Here is a 23,937-nt window from a genome sequence, read left to right as displayed (position 1 = left end):
TGGTGGATCCTGCCGGTTCAGCGGAGGAGATTTCTATGAGGACGAAGAGAAGACCGCAAGGTGGTTTGGCTCCTGCCCGAGTCGATGCCGTGTTTTTCTTTCTTTTCCTTCTTCTTGTTCTCGCGCCGCGCACCGCGGGCACGCAGGCGGTGACGACCGGGACCATTGAAGTGCAGATCGCGGACGAAACCGGCGCGGTGCTTCCGGGGGCGATCCTCACGCTGACGGACCGGAGCACCGGCGCGACGCGAACCGGCGTCGTCGAGCAGCGTGGGACGTTCCGGTTCCTGAATGTGCCGTTGGGCACCAATTACCAGCTCAAGGCGGAACTCGAGGGATTCACGACTCAAGTGATCGACGGAATCGCGGTAGGGGCCGGTTCGACGCAGGCCTTCAAGTTTTCGATGAGAATCGGCGGCCTCAAGGAGACCGTTACGGTGGGGGCCGCTCGCCTCATGGTCGATACCAAGAGTCCGGAAACCAGGGAGACGATGGACAGCAGTCTGGCGGAGAAGGCGCCGTTGGCCGGCCGCAACCACGCGGAACTCGCCAGCCTCTTTCCCGCGGTCCTGCAGACCGCCGCCGACAACAGCCCCACGTTCACGCAGTTCCACGTGCGCGGTCAGGCGACGACAGGCCACGGCTACCGGCAGGACGGCGCTGACGTACTGGGGCCGTACCTGGGGCGGGCGGCAAACACGTTGAGTCCCAACTCGATCGAGCAGATCGATTTCGTGAGCGGGGGCATGGCGCCCGAGTACGGTGAGCAGCCCGGCGGAATCTTCAACATCATCACGAAATCAGGCACGAACCGGGTCAGGGGTGCCTACTCGTTTCTGTATCGTGACGACCGGTTCAACAGCAAAGTGGTTTCCGGCATCCCAGGCCAGGTGGTCGACTCCGCGATGGGCGATACGCATTTCGAGGAAGCAGTCCTGGGCGGGCCGCTCAAGCGGGACAAGATGTTCTACTTCGTCTCGTACCAGTTCCGCGGTGAGGATGCGGGCAACATCTTGTCGCGAAACATTCGAACCGGCGATCACCACAACATGCACGTGAAGCTGAACTACAACCAGGGCCCGAACGATCTGTGGGTCTTCCAAATCGATGGCAATAGCGGTCGGCAGAAGAACAACAACCTGTCGTCAACAGTCTCGGCAGAGTCTCAAGGAGGACAGAACTTCGACATCCTGATGTCGAGTGCTTCACAGACGCACCAGTTCAGCCCCGTGGCTGTGCTGGAGTCGCAGGTCATGTATTTCTACCTGGGCCAAACCTCGCCAATCATGCACAGGACCGGCAATCCGCAGGTGACGACTGTGAGCCGGACCGGGAGCTGGACGTCGGGACAGAATTCAACCTTCACGGGCTGGACGGAGCGTCGGATCAAGGGGACGGTCAAACTGACGCGAGCCACCAGCAACCACACCTTCAAGGTCGGTGCCGATTACTCCTACTCATGGGGCGACCGGTTTTCGGTTGAGGAGGTTCCTATCTACAACGACCGCCGTCCCATTGGCGGGTCCCTCACCCGGACTGCGAACGTGTACGCGAGCCCTTTCCCGCTTGACGACCGATGGTTCGACGCGTTCGCGCAGGACCAGTGGATTCACGGGCCCATGACGCTCCAGTACGGCGTCCGTGCCGACTACCAGCACGTCGTGGGCGATGTGATCGTTCAGCCGCGGATCGGGCTGAGCTACGCCATGACGGGCGACGGCCGGAACAAGCTGTCTGCAAGCTGGGGAATCATGCACCAGGTCGTGCCCGGCACGGCCTACTCGGTGGGGATCCTGGAGGTCCAGCGGTTGTATCGCGTGGCCGCCCCTCCGGGATCCTTGATCGGCCCTGAGACGTTGTTAAGTGAATTTCGCAATGCTCGGCTCGGCGACCTGGAGAACCCAAAGACGTACGCCGGAACGGTGTCTTACGAGCGCGAGCTCCGATCCGATACGCGTGCGACCGCGACGTTCGCGTGGAGTCAGATTCGCAACCAGCAGATCGCCACGCGGTATCCCGATCGGATTGAGTACGAGATAGGCGGAGAGACGAACTACAAAGGGCTGGAGCTGTCGCTGCGGAAGTACTTGACGAAGCGGTTCCAGATGCTGGCGTCTTACACATTGTCGCGGACCGAAGGGGACACGCCGTCTACGCTCACGCCGTTGCAGGCGCCCTATCGGTACGCGCTCATGGACTGGGACTCGCCGCACGCCTCGAGGGTGACGGCGAGCTATCTGTTCCCTGGCAACGTGGAGGCCTCCGGCGTGTTCAAGTACATCACAGGCCGGCCGTACTCGATCGACAACGCACAGGTCGGAACGGCGGAGGCGTACGTCGACAAGGACGGCAAGCCTGCCGGTCGAAACATCTACCGGATGTCGAACAGCTACTCGATCGACTTCGGCCTTTCGAGAGACATCCGGACGCCTCGTCTCACGATCCGGCCGACCGCGCAGATTCTCAACCTGACGAACAGGGTGAACGTCATCAGCGTCCAGACGGCATTCACGGCGCAAGGGCGACCGAGCCGCGTGGACCTGGGGCGGCAGGTGCAGTTCGGGCTCGATATCAAGTTCTGAGTTCGAGGACTGGTGTGCGGGCATCCCAGCCGGGCGCTATTCGCCGCCCAGGCGACGAATAGCGCCACTGGAGGCACGTCATGAGAAGAGGAGCCTTCACCGGGGGAATTGCGTGGCTTGGCGCCGCGTCCTTGGCGGTTTGGATTGGCCCGCGACTGCTCGGGCAGGCGGGCGCGGGTTCACCCACGCTCTCCGGAACCATGAGCTTTGTGGCCACCGGTGATTCGATCATTTCACGTCCGGTCTCCGTCTACCGGAACGAGGCCGCGTTTCAAAGCGTCGCTCGCACGATCCGCGATGCCACCGTCGCGTTCACCAACTTCGAGACAACCGTGTTTAACCCCCGGGAGTTCGTTCCGCCACCGCAAGCCGAGTTTGGGGGCTTGTGGAATTTCGCAACCCCGGCGGAGGTCGACGAGCTGAAGTGGCTCGGCTTCGACATGGTTTCCCGGGCGAACAATCACACGACCGACTGGGGAACCGAGGGGATGGTCGAAAGCAACCGGATCCTGGACAGAGCCGGGATCGTCCACGCGGGTTCCGGCCAGAATCTCGCGGAGGCGCGCGCACCTGCGTTCTTTCAAACGGCGGCGGGGCGCGTCGCGATGATTTCGACGGCTTCGTCTCATTCGCCACTGTCGCGCGCCGCTCACACGCGGCCGGACATCCGGGGGCGCCCCGGGCTGAGCTTCCTGCGCATCGTGCGGACGGTGACGCTCGATGCTTCCACGTACGGCGCACTGCGAAATGCAAGCATCGCCATGGAGGTGTCTCGGACGCCTCCGGGCGAAGACGAGATGATGTTCTTCGGCACGCGCGTCAGGAAAGGGGATGCGAACCGCCTGGAGCTCGGGGCCGATGAGCGCGACGTCGCCGAGATCGTCCAGCACGTGCGGAGCGCGCGCCACCAGGCGGATTTCGTCTTTGTGACCATTCACGCGCACGAGCCCGGGAATTGGAGCGAGGTGCCTCCGGCGTTTCTCGAGCAGTTCGCACGGGCTGCGATCGATGCCGGCGCAGACATGGTCCTCGGGCACGGGCCCCACCAAGTGCGCGGTATCGAAATTTACAGAGGTCGACCGATCTTCTACAGCCTTGGCAACTTTCTGTTTCAGTTTGAGACGTTTGGCCCGCAGGCTGCCGACGTCTACGAGACCTACAACCTGGATCTCTTTCGGACGACTATCGGGGAATTCTTCAATTCGCTGAAAGGCAAAGGGCTTGAGTTCAAAGAAGACGTCTGGTGGGAGAGTGTCGTGGCACGGTCAGTATGGGAGAACGGAGCAGTGAAGACGATCGAGCTTCATCCCATTGACCTGGGACACGGGCTCCCACGTGCTCAGAAGGGCACCCCGCGAACCGCTTCGCCCGCGCTCGCGCGGAAGATTATCGAGCGCCTCGCGAGGCTCTCGAAGCCGTACGGCACGATCGTGCGCCTCGAGAACAACATCGGGGTCATCGATCTGGGACAGACGCTCACTCATTGACCCAAGTTCGACGCCGTGCTCTACGCGGGAGGAGATGATGAAGCGCGCTTTGCCGTTCGTCGTTCTGGTCTGCGTCGTGTGGCTTGGAGTCCACGCAGGGGTGCCGGAAGCGCCAAGCGCGCAATCCACGCCCGCAGGATCCCCTGCCCAACAACCGCCGCCGGTCGGTCCAACTGTGACGGGCGAGCTGTCGTTCGCCGCGACGGGTGATTCCATCCTGCTGCGTCCAGTGTCGGTGTACGAGAGCGAGTCGGCGTTCGCAGACATTCTGAAGCTCCTTCGCGGGTCGACGGTCGCTTTCACGAATTTTGAGATGAGCGTGTTTGACACCGCCAAGTTCGAGCCGACACCGCAGGCCGAGTATGGCGGCCTGTGGGTGCATGGGTCGCCGGCGCAGGCCAAGGAGCTGAAGTGGCTCGGCTTCGATATGGTCTCGAGAGCCAACAATCACACGACCGACTACGGCGTGGAAGGCATGCTGCAGACGAATCAGATTCTGGATGATCTCGGAATCGTGCACGCAGGCTCCGGAGCGACGCTGGGTCACGCCCGAGCGCCTGCGTACTTCCAGACCGCCGTCGCACGCGTCGCGATGATCTCGACGGCGTCTTCCCACTCGCCGTCGTCTCGCGCCACCTACGCGCGTGTTGACATCAAGGGAAGACCCGGCTTGAGCCCCTTGCGCTGGAGCCGGCAGGTGTTCTTCGACCCGGCGACGTTTGCCAAGGTGAAGACGGCCGCGGAATCGTGGCGTACCCCGCTTGCTCAGGCGCCGCCGTCCCCCGACGACGAAGTCAACCTTTTCGGGACTCGCATCAAGAAAGGCGACAGGAACCGCGTTGAGCTGGTGGCGGACGAGCGTGACGTGAAGGAAATCATCGCCCAGGTGAGGAGCGCACGGCAGCAGGCTGATCTGGTGGTCGTCACGATACATGCGCACGAGCCGGGGAATGGGATCGAGCCGCCCCCAGACTTCCTACCCGGTTTCGCCCGCGCCGCCATCGACGCCGGTGCGGACATGTTTCTTGGCCACGGACCTCACATGTTGCGTGGGATCGAAATCTACAAGGGGAAGCCGATCTTCTACAGCCTGGGGAATTTCTTCTTCCACTACCAGACGCTGGAGCCGCAGGCCTATGACGTCTTTGAGAGCAGGACGAACCTGGATCCGTTCCGCGCGACGATTGCCGATCTCTACGGGGCCGTTCCTGGGTGGGGCGCGTCGTTTCGTGAGGACTTCTGGTGGGAGAGCGTGGTCGCGGTATCGCGGTTCGAAGCGGGGCGGCTGAAGTCGATCGTGCTTCACCCCGTCGATCTCGGCCACGGGCTGCCCCGATCGCAGAGCGGGACGCCCCGCCTGGCTCATCCGGCGCTGGCGCGGAAGATCATCGAGCGTCTCGCGAGGCTTTCGAGGCCGTTCGGTGTCGACATCCGATTCGTCGACGGAGTAGGCGTGATCGAGCTGTCGGGTGCAACCGACTGACTCCCGAGAGACGCCGATTCCGTGTGCCGCGTTCGGGCCGGAGCGCCGAGGTCGACGTTCCGGCCGCCTCGTTTTCGCTTGAGTGTCGTGATGAGTCTCGGCGCACGGTGTCTTCCGGGCTCGCGCAGAACAGCCAGCGCCGTCGTCCTGGTGCCGGTCGTGTGCGTCCTGAGCGTTGCTGCCCTGGCGGCTCACGACAGGTCGACGAGCTATTCCAGGCTGGTCGTGGACGGGAAACAGGTCCGCATCGTGTTCACGTTGAGCCCGTTCGATCTGCATTTGGGACCTGTCATCGACGCCAACCAGGACGAGATCATCAGTGACGACGAACTCGACGAGAGCATCGACGCGGTCTACGGGGCGATCAAGAATCACTATCATCTTCGCGCGCCCGACGAGCCGAGCGCGATTACTCTCGAGCGGTATGACCTGGTTGCTGACAATGTTCTCGCAATGCAGGTCGTCTACACCTTCCGCCGGGAGGTCACCAGCCTCGCGGTAGCCTCGACGCTTCCCCAGATCACTCAGCCGAACCACCAGCATCTGCTCCGGGTCGATAGGGACGGCGTTATCCAGCAGGCGCTGCTTGACTTCGCTCAACCGGTTGCCCGCCTGGGAGGCGTGGGCCGCGCGAGCGGATGGGAGACGGTGCGAAGCTTTGTGCGTCTGGGTGTTGAGCACATCTTCAGCGGATACGACCACCTCGCCTTTCTGACGGCCTTGCTGGCGGGCACCAGCGGCCTGTTTGCGTTGCTGAAGGTCATCACATCGTTCACTGTCGCTCACAGCCTCACCCTCGCTTTCGCCAGCTTCGGCCTCGTCACGGTTCCGCCCCGGCTCGTTGAGAGTCTTATTGCCCTCAGCATCGCTTACGTGGCGATCGAGAACATGTGCACAAGGGTCGCGGTCAGCCGGTGGGGGATCACGTTTGTGTTCGGCCTGGTGCACGGGTTCGGCTTTTCCAACGTTCTGCGGGAACTCGGACTGCCTCGCGGGCGCCTTGCCATCTCGCTTTTTTCGTTCAATGCCGGCGTCGAAGTCGGACAGGTCGTGTTTGTCGCGGCTGTCTTCCCGGCGTTGCTGTTGATGCGCTCGTCCCGGTGGAGGAGCCAGCTGACTACTGCCGTATCTCTCGTGACCACGGCTCTAGCGCTCTACTGGTTCGTTCAGCGGACCGTGTTGCGATAGCACTGGAGTTGACTATGGAACGCGGGAGCCTCTACGTCATCGCAGTTGTGCTTGCATCGGTGACCGCCTGCGGCGGAGCCGGCGCCAAGGTGCCGGAGTACGACCTCATCATCCGCGGCGGCCGGGTGATCGACGGCACCGGCAACCCATGGATTGCAGCGGACATCGGCGTGCAGGCGGGCAAGATCACAAAGGTCGGCCAGTTCGCCGACGTTCGTGCGGCTCAGGTCATCGATGCGGCAGGGAAGGTCGTTGCGCCAGGGTTCATCGACATGCACACGCATTCCGACTACCCGCTGCTGGTGGATGGCCGGGCGCAGAGCAAGGTGCGGCAGGGCGTCACGACGGAAGTGCTCGGTGAGGGTGAGACCGCCGGTCCGATCAAGGGGCCCGCTCTCGCCGCGATGAAGCCGTCGTTGGCCAGATACGGCATTGAGCCAACATGGGCGACCCTGGGCGAGTACTTCGCCCGACTCGAGAAGCAGGGCGTCGCCACGAATGTCGTCTCGTACGTTGCGGCCGGACAAGTACGGGCGTGCGTGATCGGGTTCGAGAATAGACCGCCGCAGGCGGCGGAGTTGGCCGAGATGCGGCAGTTGGTCGCGCAGGCGATGGCGGAAGGCGCGTGGGGGCTCGTCACCTCCCTGGAGGGGACGCGGGGTTTCGCTTCAACAGCGGAAATCATCGAGCTGGCCAAGGTCGTCAAGCGCTACGGCGGCATCTATGCGACGCACTTGCGCGGCGAATCAGAGGAGTTGATGGAAGCCCTCAACGAGGCGATCGAGATCGGAGAGCGGGCACAAGTGCCGGTCGACGTCTTCCACTTGAAGGCGTCCGGCGCCAAGGTCTGGGGCCGGATTCCCGAGGCGTTGAAGGCAATTGAAGCAGCCCGCGCGCGCGGCATCGACATCACAGCCAACCAGTATCCGTACATCGCCGGCGCTCATCCGTTGCTGCCACTGCTCCCGCCATGGGCTCTGGATGGCGGCGTCGAGAAGACGTTGAAGAGGCTCCAGGATCCCCAGCTCCGCGCCCGGATGAAAAAGGAGATCGAGGAGGGCGCGCCGGGCTGGCGCCACAACTACGTACAGCAGTCGGGCGGCTGGAAGGGCGTCATGATTTCCGACGCACGAAGCGAAAGGAACAAGACGCTCGCGGGCAAGACACTCGCCGACTTCGCAGTCATGAGAGGGAAGGATCCGGCCGACGCGTTCTTCGACCTCCTGCTGGAGGAGAAGGGACAGGTGCACGGGGTTCTTTTCATCATGAACGAGAAAGACGTGCAGACGGCGATGGCGGCGCCGTGGCTCAGCATCGGCTCAGACGGATCGGCACTCGATGTCGACGGGCCTCTCGGGCAGGGGCACCCGCATCCTCGTCATTTCGGCACGTTCCCCCGGATCCTGGGTCGCTACGTGCGGGAGCTCGGGATCCTCTCGCTTGAAGATGCAATCCGCAAGATGACATCGCTCGCCGCCCAGCGCCTGGGACTGCGCGATCGCGGCTTGCTGAGAGAGGGGTTCTGGGCGGACATCGTCGTCTTCGATCCGCGGCGCGTCATCGATCGAGCGACCTTCGAAGATCCCAAACAGTACTCCGTCGGCATCGAGTACGTGTTGGTCAATGGAACGCTCGTCGTCGATCGCGGCGGACACACAGGTGCCCTTCCCGGGAAGGTGTTGCGCAAGCCGCGCCGATCTGAGGGCACCGACTGAGTCCCGTATGCAAGCGGGCCCGGTGCGCAACCGACAAACATCGAGAGCGATGATCCTGCGGGCAGGCTTCTCAGGCTCGCGGTCCGCCTACGGCTTCTTGCTGGGCCTCATCGCGGCGTCGGGGTTCGCCTCGTTGATTTACGAGGTCATCTGGATGCGGCTGTTGACGGCGGTGCTCGGTAGCACGTCGGCCGCCACCGCTGCGGTTCTGGCCGCTTTTATGGGCGGTATCGCCGTGGGGAGCGTCGCGCTGGGCACTTATGTGGATCGCTGCGCATCGCCGCTTCGCCTCTTCGCCGCGATTGAGGCCGGGATTGCCGTTGCGGGTCTGAGCGTTCCGCCGCTGCTCGGAGTACTCACACCGCTGTACGGGTCGTTGCAGCCCGGTTCAGCGGCGCCTTCGCTGACGATAGCCGTTGTGCAGTTCCTGCTCTCGACCGTCGTTCTGATGATGTCGACGGTCCTGATGGGAGGCACGTTTCCGGCGCTGACCCGTGCGGTCGTTCCTCCGGATCGCGTCGCGCGCGGCGTCGCAACGGTGTACGCCGTCAACACGTTTGGCGCAGCTGCTGGCGCCTTTACGGCCGGCTTCATCCTCCTGCCCCTGATCGGGCTGCGAGCCACCTACGTCGCTGCGGCGATCAACCTGCTCGCTGCCGGGGCGGCGCTGGCCCTCGCGAGAAGCGCTGCCACGAACCCGGCGGAGTCACGCTCGAGTGCGCCGGAGCCAGCGATCGGTGTTGGGACGTTGCCGCGGGCGGGACTGCGCCGGCTGGTGGCGCTGGCGGCCGCAGTGTCCGGGTTCGGTTCGCTGGCAGCGGAAGTCGCATGGACGCGCCTCCTCGTGTTTGGTCTGGGAAGCACAACGTACGCGTTTGCCACGATGCTCACCGTGTTTCTTGGCGGGCTGGCGCTCGGGAGCTGGGGGGCCACCCTTGCGGCTCGCGTCGTTCGGCGGCCGGCGAGGGCTCTTGGGCTGGTTCAGGGGCTGGTCGGAATTGTGGGAGTGGTCTCGCTGCTCGCGTACGTTCGCTTCGCGGAACACGTCGCGACGGCGACACAACAGGCCATCGAGACCTCGTGGATCACAGCCACCGCGATCGGTTTTGGGGCTGCGGCCGGCGCGCTCCTGCCTGCGACGGTGGTGATGGGAGCCGCCTTTCCTTTCGCGTGTGCCGCGTATGCCGGCACGCGCGCACCGCTTGGCGCCGCAGTAGGTCGTGTGTACGCCGCCAACACGTGTGGTGCGATCGGGGGGGCGTTGGCGGCGGCGTTCCTGTTCATCCCCACGCGCGGAATTCAGGAGACCATCGTGCTCCTCGCGGCTGGGAACCTGCTGATGGCCGCGGTGCTGGTGACAGCCGACGGTGGGGCGGCGGGCCTCCGGCTCGGGATCCCGGCGGCGTTGATGTCACTCGCGCTCCCGCTGGCCCGGCCGATTCAGAAACCCCTCCACCAACCCGACGTCGGGAGTCGTCTCCTGTTCTACCGTGAAGGACGACTGTCGACCGTGAGCGTTGCCGAGAATGCGGGTGGCTTCAAGACGCTGCACATTGACAAGATTCCGGTGGCCGGCACCGACGCAGTGATGATGACCGACCAGAAGAGCCTCGCTCATGTGCCGATGTTGCTGCACCCTCGGGCACGGCGTGCGCTGACGGTCGGGTTTGGCTCGGGCGGCGCCTCATGGTCCTTCACGACGTATTCCCGCCTGCGGCAGGTCGATTGCGTCGAGATAGATCCGACTGTTCTGGAGGCAGCCGGCCATTTTCGGGAGAGTCATCATGATGTCTTCAGGAATCCGAAATTTCAGCTCATCCTCGATGATGCCCGCAGTTTCCTTCGACGCACGAGTCGCACCTACGACATCATCTCGACCGACTGCACCGATCTCCGTTACAAGAGCAACGCGTCCCTCTACACGCGCGAGTACTTTCAGCTCTGTCAACGGCGGCTGAACCCGGGAGGGCTCACCGTGGTGTGGCTGCCGTTGGGAGGATTGTCGACCGACGACCTCCGCGTGGCAATCGCCACCTTCCGGGAGGTCTTTCCGAGTATGAGCCTGTGGTACATGAACAACGTGCCGGCCCACTATGTACTGTTGGTCGGGTCTGACCGTGATGTCCCGATCGACATTGCGAGTGTGCGCAAACAGCTCACCGAGAAGGAGGTGGCCCAGGATCTGGCTGAGATCGGCGTCGCCGATTCGTGGAAGATTGTGAGCGGCTTTCTCTTTGGCGCAGACGCCGCTGCGCGCTTCGCCGAGGGCGCCCCGATCAACACGGACTCTCGCCCGATTCTCGAATTCTCGGTGCCACGCAGGGGCTTCAGTGGATTCACGATCAGTCGTAACCTGCTCGCCCTGCTTCGCGAGCGGCATCCGCCGTCCATGCGGACGGCGAGCGAGCGTGACCGGGTCGCGTTTGACGCGTATTGGCGAGCCGCCGATCGGTTGATCCGCGGTCATGCGATCTTTCAACGGGGGAATCACGACTATCGAACGACGATTGCGTACTATCGCGCAGCAGAAGCGATCAATGCGGGCGATCGGCAGATCGGCCGTTTGATCGGCGACGTCCGTGCGACCGAGGTCTCGTGGGGGCGGTTGCTCGAAGGCCGGCTGAAGGAACACCCTACCGACGTGTCCGCGCACAATCGCCTCGGCCTGGTCAAGTTGTCGCAGGGAGACACGGGCGCCGCGTTGCGTGAGTTCGAGGATGCGGCCCGTCTCGATCCACGGAATTGGGAGCCCCCGTTCAATCAGGGGCTTGCATTTGAGGAAATGGGAGCCCTCGAACAGGCACAAGAGGCCTACCGGCTTGCTGTTGCAATGAATCCTGGCGCCGGAATCGCGCACACCAATCTCGGGCTGCTTTTCCTCCAACGTGGCCAGGGAGTCCAAGCCGTGGCGTCCTTGCACCGGGCGGCCGAATTGGAGCCTGAAAATGCGGACGCCGCATACAACCTGGGTGTTGCCTACGGACGCACGGGCCGCGCGGCCGAGGGGGAGGCGGCGTACGTCCGCGCCCTCCGGCTCGATCCCACTCATGTCGGAAGTCTCGTGAACCTGGGATCAATCTACCTCGCCCAACGAAATCACAGCGCAGCGCTGGCGGCCTTTGACCGCGCGCTCCGAGCGGACCCGAGGCACGCGGCCGCCCACTACAACCGCGGCCTCGTCCTCGACCTGGCTGGCCAAGACGACGAGGCTGAAGCCGCGTATCAACAGGCTCTCGAGTTCAGACCGGGGTATCCGCAGGCGCTGAACAACCTCGGGTTGCTTGCCGAGAAACGCGGATGGCGGGACCGGGCCGTCGAGTACTATCGCCGTGCCCTGGCAGCGGAAGGGACCTACGCGGAGGCGCACATCAATCTCGCACTCGCCCTGCTTGGCGCCGGTCGCCACGATGACGAGGCCCGCGCGCACGCTGAGCGAGCCGTCGAACTGCGACCAGATCTGGCGGCGGCCCATGCCGGACTGGGTGCTACGCGCTGGAAGATCGGCGATCGTGCCGGGGCTATCACTGCGCTCGAACAGGCCCTCGCCATCGATCCGACCTTGGAAGCGGCGCGGCGGCTGCTGGCCGCTGCACGCGCCCGTCAGTGATTCACATGTTTGTCACCACCGCAACGGCTTCGTTTCAAACCCGCAGCGAGCTGGAGATCGAGCTCGCCGAGCGTGTCACCAGAGCGATCCCCGGCGCCGAGATGCGGTCCGGCCTCGCGTCGGAGGCGAACGCGGCGCGCGCACGCCGCTATTACGAGTGGATGCTCGCCGCGCACACCGACTGCGAGATCGAAGAGCTAATCGCCGCGAGTCCTCTATGAAGATCGAATCCATTACCGCGCGCGAGCTGCACATGCGCCTGAGGGCGCCGTTCGAGACCAGCTTCGGCACGACATGGCATCGCCGCATTCTGCTGGTTGAGATCCGGTCTGGCGGGCTGCGGGGGTGGGGGGAAATCACGGCGCCGGAATCGCCGTTCTACAACGGCGAGACTACCGACACAGCCTGGTCCGTGCTGACGGACTTCATCGTTCCGATGATCCACGAGCGCGATTCGCGGCCACGAGATGGCCCTGGCCGGAGTCGAGAACGCCGCCTGGGATCTGCAGTCGCAGATGGAACGCATGCCTTTGTACCGCCTGCTCGGCGGAGCCCAGGATGAGATCGGCTGCGGCGTGTCGCTCGGGATTCAAGAGCAGCCGGAGGCCCTGCTGGCGAACATCGACCGGGAGCTGGCAGCCGGGTACCAGCGCATCAAGGTCAAGATCAAGCCCGGCAAAGATATCGAGGTGCTCGAAGGCATCCGGCGCCGCTACCCATCCATCAAGCTGATGGCCGACGCCAACTCGGCCTACACGCTGGCCGACGCCGAGCTGATACAGCAGATGGATCGATTCGATCTGATGATGATCGAGCAGCCGCTGCAGTGGGACGACATCGTCGATCATGCCACCCTCCAGTCCAGGCTCCACACGCCCTTATGCCTGGACGAGTCCATTCACAACGCGCATCAAGCGGGAGCCGCGATCGGCCTTCGGGCATGCCGCGTCATCAACATCAAGCTCGGTCGCGTCGGCGGACACCATGAGGCGAGGCGGGTGCACGACAACTGTGTGCGGAACCAGGTCCCCGTCTGGTGCGGCGGCATGCTGGAGTCTGGCGTGGGCCGCGCCCACAACATCGCGATGTCCACACTGCCCGGCTTCTCGTTGCCGGGAGACATCTCGGCGAGCCACCGGTACTGGGAGGAAGACATCATCGATCCGCCGGTGGAAGTGTCATCGCGCGGCACGATCCGCGTGCCCGACACGCCCGGGCTCGGGTACGCGGTGCGCCTCGACCGCGTCGATGCCCTGACCGTGCGCCGGAAGGAGTGGACCGACACGCTGTCGCTCGCGACGACCGGCACGGCGGCGACCTCATGAGCCGTCCTGCTGCGGACCTGCAGCGGGTTCTGGGAGTGTGGGACCTGGTCCTGCTGGTGATGGGGACGGTGATCGGGTCCGGGATCTTTCTTGTGCCGGGCGCCATCCTCCAGCCGCTCGGCAATTCCATCACGCTGGCAGCAGCCGTGTGGCTGACCGGCGGCGTGCTCTCACTTCTCGGCGCTCTGACGTATGGAGAGCTGAGCGCCATGAAGCCCCAGACCGGCGGCCTGTACGTGTACATCCGGGACTGTTACGGTCCGTTCCTCGCGTTCCTGTTCGGTTGGACGTTGTTCTTCGTCATCAGTTCAGGATCCGCAGCCACGCTGGCCGTCGCGTTCAGCAACTACCTGGGTGAGCTGGTCGAGCTCACTCCGTGGGGGAGGAAACTGGTCTCCGTCGCGATCCTCGGCGTGATTGGCATCGTCAACGTACGGGGGACGCGGCAGAGCGCGAACCTTCAGAACGTGACGACAGGAATCAAGGTTGCGGGCATCCTCGCGATGAGCGCCGCGCTGCTGTGGTTCGGAAGCCATTCGATATTGCCCGCCGCGACGCTTTCGTTGTCCGGCACGGGATCGCTCGCCTCGGGCTTTGGCGTCGCCATGATCAGCGTGCTCTGGGCCTACGAAGGCTGGCAGTACGCCACCTACAGCGCCGGTGAGGCCGTGAACCCGCAGCGCAATTTTCCTATCGCGTTTCTCGCCGGTTCAGCGGCGCTGATCGTGATCTATCTGGTCGCCAATGCCGGCTACGTCGCGGCGCTTGGAGCGGATGGCGTCGCACGCTCGAACCGCGTGGCGGCGACCGCGCTGGCCACGGTCATCAATCCGGCTGTCGCCAGGCTCGTCACGATCGTGATCCTCATATCGATGTTCAGCGCGGCGAATTCCGTGATTCTCACGGCGCCGCGCGTGTGTTTTGCCATGGCACGGGATCACCTGTTCTTCAAGTCCTTCGCCGAGGTGCATCCCAGGTTCGGGACGCCGGCGTATGCCGTGGCAGGCGCAGCGGGGTGGGCGGCAGTGCTTGCCGTGAGCGGCACCTTCGAGCAACTACTCACGTACGTCGTGTTCGTCGGCTGGATCTTCTATGCGCTTGCCGCAGCCAGCGTATTCATCTACCGGAAGCGCATGCCGCACGCCGAGCGTCCTTACCGCGTGCCCGGGTACCCGTTGACCCCGCTCGCCTTCATCCTCGCGGCGATTGCACTGGTGCTCAACACCATCGTCAGCCAGCCTGGCCGGGCGGCCGTGGGACTCGGGCTCGCGCTGGCCGGCGCTCCGGTGTACCTGATTTGGAGAGGGAGGACGCGCGCAGAGCCCGCGGAAGGCGGGATCGAGTGACCGCCGGAATGTCAGAACAGCAAGGACGAACTTCAAGCGGACCGCGTTCGGAGCGTTCGCCAACAGCGCCGACCGGCGCGGCGATTTCTGAGCCGCAGGGCCGCCTCTTCACCGCAGAAACCGCGGAAGACGCAGAACCCACGTTGGGGTTCGCACTCTATGCCAGGCAAAACGTTGACGTGGAGTTCCCGCTGATCCGAAGGGGACGATTAAATCTCCAGCAGAGTCCCCGTATGCGGGTGTAGTATCACGCCGATTCCGGCGCTAGGGGGAATCTCTCGTTTCAAGGTCCGATTATCGGGTGGTCTAACGTTCAATGCGGACGAACGCCCTTCGTGCGATCAATTCGGTCGCGTTAGCGATCGGCCGCTTCTCGAGCGTCGAGGACATGCTCGACTACGCGCTCGAGAAGGTCTTGGAGGTCGTCGGAACCGAGGCTGGCAGCGTCTACCTCTTGGATGAGGCGCGCGGCGAACTGAAGCTGGGGGTCCATCGCGGGCTCTCTGACGAAGCCTCTCGCGATTTCGATCACCTGAAGCTCGGCGAGGGGCTGTCGGGTCGCGTCGTCCTCACAGGGGAGCCGATCGTGCTTCGTAACCTGAAGGACGATCCGAGGCTGACCCGAATGGCTGCAAGGGCCGAGCAGTTTCAGGCGTTCGCGTCAGTGCCGCTGCGGTCGAATTTCAAGACCTACGGCACGTTGAACGTCCACAGCCGGGCCGACCGGGCGTTCTCCGAGGAGGAGGTCCAACTCCTGACGTCGATGGCGTCGCAAATAGGCCTCGCGGTCGCCAATACGAGGCTTTTTTTCGAGTTGCGCGCTTCCGAGCGGAAGTTCCGGCGACTGGTTGAAAACGCGGAGGACCTGATTTACCTCGCCGATCCAGACGGCCGGATCGCCTACGCAAATCCGGCGTTCGAGCGGCTCCTCGGCCACAGCTCGCGCGACGTTCACGCGGGTCGGTTGACAATCCTGTCGCTGATCCATCCCGACGACCGCGAGGAGGTGGCCAGCTGCCTTCCCCATATGCTGTCAGGCGAGGTTCTCCGGGCGCTCGAGTTCCGGATGGTTCACGCCGACGGCGCACGGGTGAGGTGGTTCTCGCAGACCACCGTCCCGCTGCGCGACGAATCTGGCGGCGTGACCGGCGTCCAATGCGTCGCACACGACATCACGGAGCGCCGGCAGTTCAGGGAACAGATCGCGCGGGCCGAGCGGATGGCCGATCTTGGCCGCATGGCCGCCAGCATCGCCCACGAGATCCGCAATCCCCTCGGCGCTATCGTCAACTCCATCAACGTCCTTCGAAGGTCAGGTGCGGCGGCTGCCGACCAACGCCTGCTCGACATCGTCAGCGAAGAAGCCGACCGGTTGAACACGATCATCGGCGAGTTCCTGATGTTCGCCCGTCCACCCGCGCGGGCGGCGGTACCTTGCGAGGTCGCAACACTTGTGGAGAGCACGGTTGAGCTGTTCCAGCGTGCGCGGAAAGGCATCGATCGGCTGGAAGTTCGGGTACGATGCAGCGCGGACTGTCCCGCGATCATGGTCGATCCAAGACAGATGAGGGAAGTGCTCTGGAACCTGCTGGCCAACGCTGCCGAGGCGACGTCCTGGACAGGCACCATAGACGTCGATGCTCAGCCGGCCGATGGCGGTCAGATGGTGGCCGTGTCCGTCACGGACAACGGACCCGGGGTGGCCGACGTCGCGGCGATCTTCGAGCCGTTCTACACGACCAAGCCGCACGGAACCGGACTGGGCCTGGCCGTTGTCTCGAGAATCGTCCGCGAGCACGGAGGCGCCATTCGGGTCGCGAATGTGCGAGGCCTGGGTGCGCGATTCACGATCGATCTGCCATCCGCGGTGACCGGCTCTGAGGGGGCCTGAGTGATGGCCAGGGTTCTTGTCGTCGACGACCAGTTGAACATGCGCCGCTCAATCGCCATCGGCCTGGAGCAGGATGGCCATCGGGTTCATGAGGCGTCCAGCGCGGCCGAGGCATTGGGTCTCCTCGCGAAGGCGGAAGTGGACGTCGTCGTCACCGACGTCCGGATGACCGGCGAGGAAGATGGCGCAACGCTGCTTCGCTCCATCAAGTCTCAAGACGCCGAGATCGAGNNNNCGAGGTCGTACTGGTGACGGCGTTCGGCACGATCGACGCCGCTGTCGAAGCGATCAAGGCGGGAGCCTATGACTATCTGACCAAACCCTTCGATCTGGACCGCCTGCTCATTGCCGTGCGGCGCGCGGCCGAGCGGCGGGCGCTTGGTCGCGAGATCAGACAACTGCGCGCTCAGGTGGGCGGAGGCGATCGCATCGTCGCGGAGAGCCGGGCGATGCAGGCCGTGCTGCAGAGAGTCAGCCAGCTTGCCCGTACCGACAGCACTGTGGTCATCACCGGAGAAAGCGGCACCGGCAAAGAGCTCGTGGCACGGGCCATCCACGAGCAGAGTCCACGCCGAACGGCCAAGTTCGTGCCGATCAATTGCGGCGCGATTCCCGAGACGATGCTCGAGAGCGAGTTGTTCGGCCATCGGAAGGGCGCGTTTACGGGCGCCATTGTCGACAAAAAGGGGCTTGTCGAGGAGGCGCACTCGGGCGTGCTGTTCCTTGACGAAGTCGGCGAGATGCCGTTATCGATGCAGGTCAGATTGCTCAGGTTCCTGCAGGGGGGCGAGGTTCGTCGCATCGGCGACACCGCGACCAGACAGGTGGACGTCCGGCTGCTGCTCGCCACGCACCGTTCGCTGGAAGAAGAGGTCTCCCGAGGCCGGTTTCGCCAGGACTTCTTCTATCGCATCAACGTAGTAGGGCTGCATATTCCACCCCTGCGCGAGCGACCGGAGGACATTGAGCCGCTTGCCGAACACTTCGTCGCACGTCTGGCCGCCAGGTTGCGACGACCCCCATGCGAATTCTCAGCAGGTGCCATGGCGCTCCTGAAGGCGTACGACTGGCCGGGCAACGTGCGGGAACTGGAAAACGCAATCGAGCGGGCTTTGAATATGGCTTCTGGAAAGGAGATTGCCGACGCCGACCTTCCTGCCGCCGTCACCGTCGGAGCTTCGGCCTCGCACGGCGTGCAACCGTTCGAGGAGGCAAACGAGCGCGAACGGCTAGTCTCGGTGCTCGAACAGTGCCGCTGGAACCAGAGTCGCGCAGCCGAAACGCTCGGCATGAGTCGCACGACGCTGTGGCGGAAGCTGAGGGAATACCGGATTCAAGCCTGACGATCCCGGATTCTCGGCCCACGTGGTGGGTGGAGGGTCCGCGCTCCTCCCAAGCCGCGCGAGAGGATCGTGCCGGGAATAGGTGTTGCACGGCACGCGCTGCGCTCGCCAGGGTGCGGCGTGCATGAACGACCAACTGGGTACGCACATCCTCGTTGTTGACGACCATCGAAACACGCGCCACTCGCTCGCGATTGGTCTCGAAGATCACGGGTTTGCCGTTGACACAGCGGCCACTGCCGCTGAAGCCTGGCTGCTGACGGAGCGCAGACCCTACGACTGGGTCGTCTGCGACGTCAAGATGCCGGATGTCAACGGCTTCGAACTGGTGCAGCGAATCCGGCGGCGTTGGCCCGCCATCGGCCTCGTATTGATGACTGCATCGCTGCTGACGGAAGCGGACCATGCCCGTGCCTTCGCGCTCGACGCGGCCCTGCTCGTCAAGCCGGTCCTGCTGGCGACGCTCCTGGATCTGTTTGCCCGTCGGCGGTCAGGCGCTTGAACGCCTCGTCCAGGCTGGCGTCGACGTGGTTACGCTGTAACCGTTTGTTGAAACAAATCGTCCAAGCGCGGGCGTCGCAGCCGGGAGGCCGACGTGAGACTGATATGCCGCTGCTGCCGCCTTCTCCTCCTGCTGTGGCTTGCGGCGCCGGCAGCGGCCTCGGCCGACAGGATCACCGTCCACGCGGTTCGCGCCCGAGGACCTATATTCCTCGACGGGAGGTTGGACGAGGCGGCTTGGCAGGACGCGCCGGTCTTTTCCGAGTTCGTTCAGCAGGTGCCCCGGCCAGGGGCTCCAGGAACGGAGCGGACAGAGGTTCGGATCGTCTTCGACGACGACGCACTGTACGTGGGCGTCCGCGCGTTTCAGGAGCCAGGCGTGAGGATCGTGGCGAACGAGCTGCGGCGAGATGCCGGCCGCATGCACGAACGGAACGACACATTCACGATCGCACTCGACACGTTTTTCGACGGGCGGAACGGATACATCTTTTACTTCAACCCCTACGGCGCGGTGGCGGATTGGGCCTGCTGGGACGAGGGCCGAGTGTGGTCGCAGGACTGGGACACCGTGTGGAATGTCAGGACCACAATCGAATCGTCGGGATGGACAGCCGAAGTCCGGCTGCCCTTTCGCAGCCTTCGATTCGAAACGCAGGGGCCCCAGCGATGGGGCATCAACTTCCGCCGCATCGTCCTGGCGAAGAACGAGTGGGTTTACGCCACGCCGATTCCGCCTGAATGGGCTGGACAGGGCATAGGGAAGTTCTCGTCCGAGGCGGTGCTCGAAGGACTGGAGATCGGCCGCCGCAGCTTGAACCTCGAGCTGCATCCGTACGTGCTCGGTGGTGCCGTGCAACTGCGGTGCGAGACGGGCGATTGCCCGACCGAAGTACGCCGCGATCAGGGCATCGACGCGAAGTACGGCCTGACGCCAAACCTCACGCTGGACCTGACCTATAACACCGACTTTTCCCAGATCGAGGCGGACGAACAGCAGGTCAATTTCACCAGGTTCAGCCTCTTCTTTCCTGAAAAGCGACAGTTCTTCCTGGAGGGGAAGGGCATTTTCGACTTCGGGGTGGCCCAGAACCCGTCCGAGTCCGGCGACTATCGGTTGCTGCCTTTCTTCAGCCGGCGCGTGGGTCTCGAAGGGAATGAGCCGGTCCCCATCGTGGGAGGTACCCGCCTGACCGGCAAGGCGGGCAGCTACTCCGTTGGCGCGCTGGCGATCAGGACCGGCGAGGACGGCCAGACGCCCGCGGCGACCTACAGCGTCGTGCGTCTGAAACGTGACGTGCTCGGCCGCTCGAGCCTCGGCTTCATCGCCGTGGACAGACGCGAGGCATCCGGGGCGAACGATGCGATCGGCGCGGACGCGCTTTTCGCGTTCGGCAGCCGGGCGCGGATCGAGGGGTTGATGGCGAGGGCGTGGACGGCCACGCTTGCAGAGGACAGCTGGGCGGGCCGACTCCACGCGGTCAACGAGAACGACCGCTACGCGATGGAGATCGACTACCTGAGAGTCGGGCGGAACTTCGATCCTCAGGCGGGCTTCGTTCGCCGACGCGACATCGATCGGTGGTTCGGCAGGGTGCAGGCGAGTCCGAGGATCGGCCACGGCCCGGTCCGCAAGGCGTACGGCGCCCTCAGCCTGGATTACGTGCGCGACGGCGCAGCACGCCTGGAGAGCCGGGACCTGCTTGCGCTGTTCAAGCTCGAATTCCACTCGGCTGACGTCGTGCAGGTCACGGCCGGCCGGCGCATCGACTCACCACGCGCGTCCTTTCGCGTCGGCCGCGGACTACAGGTTGCCCCAGGGTCGTACGCGTTCAACGAGTACATCGCCAGCTGGGACACGGCGAAAAGCCGTCGTCTTGCGGGCCGCATCCAGTACCGCGATGGCGGATACTACGACGGCCGGCGGCGCGAGCTGTCCGCCAGCGCCACCCTCAAAGGCGACCGGCATTTCTACGCCGACGTGAACTATCAGGTCAACGACGTCCGGCTCGCGTTTGCGCGCGCCGTGGCGCATCTGCTGGGCGTGCGTCTCAACTACTCGGCAACGGCGCAGCTATACGGCGCCGCTTTGGTCCAGTGGAACAACAGCACCGGCGAGCTCGATATCAACGCTCGGCTGGGCTGGCGCTACCGCCCGGGCAGCAGTCTGTACGTCGTCTACAGCCGGACGAGCGAGACTCTTGAAATGCCGCGAGGCCTGCGGTCACAAAGCCTCCTCGTGAAGTTCACGCCGTTGATCCAGTTTTGAAGACTGTCTGGCTGGCGTCCCTGCGCTGCGAGTGAGTGACCGCGCGGGCGCAACTAGAGCCGGCGTGCAACAGTTTGTCGAAACAGTCTGTTTCGCCATGAGGGTCTGCGCCAGGCAGCGGACGCGATCCGTCATTCCGTTTTGCGGCCGGCGCAGCGCCTCGTCGCTCCGACGCTGCTGGAAAGCCGCTTGCAATCCGGGGGTCTCGAAACGTATGGACCTGTCCAGGCGCGGATTTCTGAGGCTCTGTGGCTCGTCGGCGGTTGTGCTCGGAGCACCCTATGCGTGTCGCTCTTCGAGCCCTTCCCCAACGGCGGCGGCCGATGCCTGGCCCGACACCGTGGAAGGCCGGCGTGCCTTTGCGTCAATCGCCCTGGACGTGGCAAAGCGCCGCGGCGCCGCCTTTGCCGACGTGCGCATCGTACGCCGCATCAATCAGATGCTGGTTGCGAAAAACGACCAGGTGATTGGGGTGGGCGAGCGTGTCTATGGCGCGTGGCCGAACCGCGTCGGCGAGAAACAGGACGTCGGGTTCAACGTTCGCGTGCTCAAGAACGGCGCGTGGGGATTTGCGGCAAGCCCGGTGTTCATGGAGGACGAGTGCCGCGCCGTGGCCGATATGGCCTGCGATCTCGCCGAGCTGAGTGCGCGGACCATGCCGGCCCGCATTACGCTCGTCGCGGAGCCGGCCTACGTCGACACGTACGTCACGCCACACGAGGAAGATCCCTTTGCGGTCCCGCTCGACGAGAAACTCTCCCTGTTGCTCCGGATTAACGAGCGCCTGCGGAGCGAAGCGCGCATCGATCGCGCGTACTCCTGGCTGGATTTCTGGGACGACAGGAAGTATTACGCCAACTCAGACGGCTCCTCGATCGACCAGCGCATCGTCCGTTCGGATGGTTCGTACATGGCGCGAGCGCTCGTCAACGGCGTGCGCGCGCAACGGCGGTTCTTCCTGAACCCGCTGAATATCGGCTACGAGTACATTCGACGCTCGAGGCTCCTGGACGAGGCAGATCGAATCGCCGCAGAGGCCGTCGAGAAGGCGACGGCGGCACGGCTGTCGGGCGAGAAGCGGACCACGGTAATCATGGATCCGCAGAACATCTGTCTACTGGAGCACGAGTCGATCGGGCATCCGACGGAATTGAATCGAACCCTGCTCGTCGAAACCAACTTCGCCGGCTCGACGTTCCTGAGTCCCGCCGATCTTGGACGTTATCGCTACGGCCCGAAGATCATGAACGTCGTCGCAGACCGGAGCCGGCCAACGCTACGCGCCACGTGCGGCTACGACGACGAGGGGGTCAAGACGCAACAGTGGGACATCATTCGCGAGGGCGTGCTCGTCGGATTTCAGACCACGCGAGACTTTGCCGGATACCTCAACGAGCCGCGGAGCCGCGGCTGCTGTCTCACCGAGTCCTGGGACCGCGTTCCTCAGGCGCGCATTCCGAATCTGGGGCTCGAGGGCGGCGGCGACGACGCCCCCAGCCCGGACCAGCTCATTGCGGACACGAAGGACGGTCTCCTCTTTTCCGGTTTCGCCATCTTTATCGTCCAGGATCATCAGCGCCGGAATCATACGTACACGGCAGACGCGGTCTGGGAAATCAAGAACGGCAAGAAAGGCCGCATGCTGCGTGACGTGTACTACCAGGGCGACAACCCTCGCGAGATCTGGCAGGCGATGGATGCGGTGACGAACCGTGCGTCCTGGGAGCCGGCTGCTCTAGACTCCGACGACATCGGCCAGCCCACCCAGCGCAATCACAACTCGCACGGAGCGCCCTGGGCGCGCTTCCGCAACATGAAAGTGGGAGGCCCGACGATATGAGCCTCTCGGAAAGCGACGTCCGGGACGTCTTCAAGACGGCTTTCGGCGCCGCGACGGCGAACGACGTCGAGCTGTCGATGGCGTGGTACAACGAACAGAATCGGGAAATCGTCTGCGGTGTGACGAATGTCATCCGCTTTTCGAACAACTACATTCGTGACCACACACACGTCCGCCCCTGTTATCCGCTGACGGTCAAAGTAGCCTTCGGCAATCGCGAAGCGCTGGCGATCACCAATCGGCTGGACCGCAACTCGATTGTCGACGCCGTACGCCGCGCCGAGGCGGTTGCCCGTGCCGCGAGACCGACGACCGACCATCGCCCCGTTCTGGGACCTCAGAAGTATCCCGTCATTGCGGGATACGACGCCCGCACCGCCGGCCTCACGGCGGAAGAGCGGTACCAGCACGTCGCAGTTGTGCTCGATCGGCTCCAGCGCGAAAAGCTGAACGGCTCCGGCTACTTCCACGTGGACGACACGCTGGAGGCGCACGTGACCAGCGCCGGGTTGTGGTTCTACCGGCGTGCGACCAAGACGGGCTATACCGTGACGGTGCGTTCGGACAGCACGACAGGCCGCGAATCGAGTCGCATCGGATCAGGCTGGGCGGGAATCGGTGACATGCGCCGCGTGGACGACGTCGACATTGAGAGCTTGACCGCGATCGCAATCGACAAAGCACGACGCTCGATGAACCCGCAGCCCTTCGAGATGGGTGCCTACACGGTCATCCTGGAGCCGGCTGTGACGGCCGGCTTCGTGCGGCAGCTGCTCGGGCTCATCAGCGGCAGCTCGGTGGCGGTCGACCAGTGGGGTGCGCCCGGCCGCGTCGGCGAGAAGCGCGCGAGCGAGAGGCTCACGGTCCGAAGCAAGCCGGATCATCCGCTCATCATGGCGAGTCCCTACGGACACCGCGGCCATCCCGCACGAGAGGCGATTTGGATCGAGAAGGGAATCGTCCGCAACCTGCCGGGCGGCGAGGCCGGACCGGCCGAGCACCTGGTGGTCGACGGCAGCTCGCGGCCGATCGAGGCCCTGGTCGCCGATCTGAAGCGTGGCGTTCTGGTGACGCAGGCCGGTGGATCACTGCGAGATCTCGCAGCCGGCTACGTCAACGGCGTGACCAAGAACGGACTGTTCCTGATCGAGAACGGAAAGGTGACCACTCCGCTGAAAAACGCGTGGTACCGGGTGCGGATAGAGGACGTCCTCGGCCAGATCGAGGACATTTCGAAGCCTTATAAGACGGCTCTCTTTGGCTCGGAGGGCCTCGACGGGAATGTCATGCCGGCAATCCGTGTCGCAAACTTCAGTTTCTATCGGCCGTCGGATGCGGTCTGACCCACTCGGAGGATCGG

13 protein-coding genes and 2 pseudogenes are annotated in these 23,937 nt (G+C 64.1%); all 15 read left to right on the top strand.

What is annotated here, in order from left to right; translation table 11 throughout:
- Positions 1–89 precede the first annotated feature (89 nt).
- The 15 genes and pseudogenes from HYU53_12215 to HYU53_12145 all read left to right on the top strand — a co-directional run bounded on the left by HYU53_12215 (position 90) and on the right by HYU53_12145 (position 23,920).
- A complete protein-coding gene (locus HYU53_12215) occupies positions 90–2,582 on the top strand; it encodes a TonB-dependent receptor (protein ID MBI2221956.1) in 2,493 nt (830 codons plus the stop codon).
- An 80-nt stretch (positions 2,583–2,662) separates the two neighbouring features.
- A complete protein-coding gene (locus HYU53_12210; protein MBI2221955.1) occupies positions 2,663–4,069 on the top strand; it encodes a CapA family protein in 1,407 nt (468 codons plus the stop codon).
- Between the two features lie 175 nt (positions 4,070–4,244).
- Positions 4,245–5,552 carry a CapA family protein gene (locus tag HYU53_12205; GenBank protein MBI2221954.1) on the top strand — a complete coding sequence of 436 codons (1,308 nt, stop codon included), beginning with the start codon at positions 4,245–4,247 and terminating at the stop codon, positions 5,550–5,552.
- A gap of 150 nt (positions 5,553–5,702) precedes the next feature.
- Positions 5,703–6,740, top strand: a complete 1,038-nt coding sequence (locus tag HYU53_12200; protein ID MBI2221953.1) for a HupE/UreJ family protein — start codon at positions 5,703–5,705, stop codon at positions 6,738–6,740.
- A gap of 14 nt (positions 6,741–6,754) precedes the next feature.
- Positions 6,755–8,455, top strand: coding sequence for a D-aminoacylase (locus HYU53_12195; GenBank protein ID MBI2221952.1), 1,701 nt, complete (start codon positions 6,755–6,757; stop codon positions 8,453–8,455).
- Positions 8,456–8,504: 49 nt separating this feature from the next.
- Positions 8,505–12,062 (top strand): fused MFS/spermidine synthase, encoded by a 3,558-nt coding sequence (locus HYU53_12190; protein ID MBI2221951.1) that lies wholly within the window; start codon positions 8,505–8,507, stop codon positions 12,060–12,062.
- A gap of 5 nt (positions 12,063–12,067) precedes the next feature.
- Positions 12,068–12,283, top strand: coding sequence for a hypothetical protein (locus HYU53_12185; protein ID MBI2221950.1), 216 nt, complete (start codon positions 12,068–12,070; stop codon positions 12,281–12,283).
- Positions 12,280–13,387 (top strand): annotated as a pseudogene (gene menC, locus HYU53_12180) (o-succinylbenzoate synthase). Before HYU53_12185 ends, menC begins: the two are co-directional and overlap by 4 nt.
- Complete coding sequence (locus tag HYU53_12175) at positions 13,384–14,733, top strand: amino acid permease (GenBank protein MBI2221949.1); 1,350 nt, start codon at positions 13,384–13,386, stop codon at positions 14,731–14,733. The pseudogene menC and the gene HYU53_12175 overlap by 4 nt, the downstream one beginning before the upstream one ends.
- 316 nt (positions 14,734–15,049) lie before the next feature.
- Complete coding sequence (locus tag HYU53_12170; GenBank protein MBI2221948.1) at positions 15,050–16,624, top strand: GAF domain-containing protein; 1,575 nt, start codon at positions 15,050–15,052, stop codon at positions 16,622–16,624.
- A 3-nt stretch (positions 16,625–16,627) separates the two neighbouring features.
- Positions 16,628–17,967 (top strand): annotated as a pseudogene (locus HYU53_12165) (sigma-54-dependent Fis family transcriptional regulator).
- Between the two features lie 124 nt (positions 17,968–18,091).
- Positions 18,092–18,469 carry a response regulator gene (locus tag HYU53_12160; GenBank protein MBI2221947.1) on the top strand — a complete coding sequence of 126 codons (378 nt, stop codon included), beginning with the start codon at positions 18,092–18,094 and terminating at the stop codon, positions 18,467–18,469.
- Between the two features lie 378 nt (positions 18,470–18,847).
- Complete coding sequence (locus HYU53_12155; GenBank protein ID MBI2221946.1) at positions 18,848–20,737, top strand: hypothetical protein; 1,890 nt, start codon at positions 18,848–18,850, stop codon at positions 20,735–20,737.
- Between the two features lie 340 nt (positions 20,738–21,077).
- The gene (locus HYU53_12150; GenBank protein ID MBI2221945.1) at positions 21,078–22,577 is read left to right on the top strand and encodes a TldD/PmbA family protein; all 1,500 of its coding nucleotides are present in this window, start codon (positions 21,078–21,080) and stop codon (positions 22,575–22,577) included.
- Positions 22,574–23,920 carry a hypothetical protein gene (locus HYU53_12145; protein MBI2221944.1) on the top strand — a complete coding sequence of 449 codons (1,347 nt, stop codon included), beginning with the start codon at positions 22,574–22,576 and terminating at the stop codon, positions 23,918–23,920. Before HYU53_12150 ends, HYU53_12145 begins: the two co-directional genes overlap by 4 nt.
- Positions 23,921–23,937 lie beyond the last annotated feature (17 nt).

Source organism: Acidobacteriota bacterium, assembly GCA_016184105.1.
Taxonomy (GTDB): Bacteria; Acidobacteriota; Vicinamibacteria; order Vicinamibacterales; family 2-12-FULL-66-21; genus JACPDI01.
The sequence above is the reverse complement of the archived record's forward strand: the minus strand, read 5'-3'. Positions and strand labels throughout refer to the sequence as shown.